Below are 360 nucleotides of genomic sequence, written 5' to 3'. Positions count from 1 at the left end.
GCCTCGCCAAGGTCGATTTGACGGCGGCGGCGTGGCCCGTGTTCGACATCGCCGCATCGGCCATCAACTATCCATTCCTCTACGATGACAAGGATTGGATCGACCTCGGCGCTTTGGCGGCGCAGCAGTATAATGACAGCGACGGCAGGCTTTCGACATGGGCGCGGGGGTTTGTCGCCGGCAATCCGACGGACACCTTGTCGCTGCTCAAAGACGTGAGCTCCGGCATCGCGTCTTCGATCTCATACCAAAGCCGAGAGGAAGAAGGCACCCAGACACCCACGGCAACACTGGACCGTGGATGGGGATCCTGCAGGGATTTTGCGGTCCTGTTCGTCGAGGCAGTGCGCAGCCTTGGCT

At 61.1% G+C, this 360-nt stretch carries 1 protein-coding gene; it reads left to right on the top strand.

From position 1 onward, the window contains the following. Positions 1 to 38 precede the first annotated feature (38 nt). On the top strand, positions 39 to 360 hold a 322-nt coding region (locus AC1D0P_RS32420), incomplete at its 3' end, for a transglutaminase-like domain-containing protein (RefSeq protein ID WP_477680469.1).

It is taken from the genome of Polaromonas sp. P1_G2, assembly GCF_056405515.1.
This window is presented reverse-complemented; position numbering and strand designations above follow the sequence as displayed.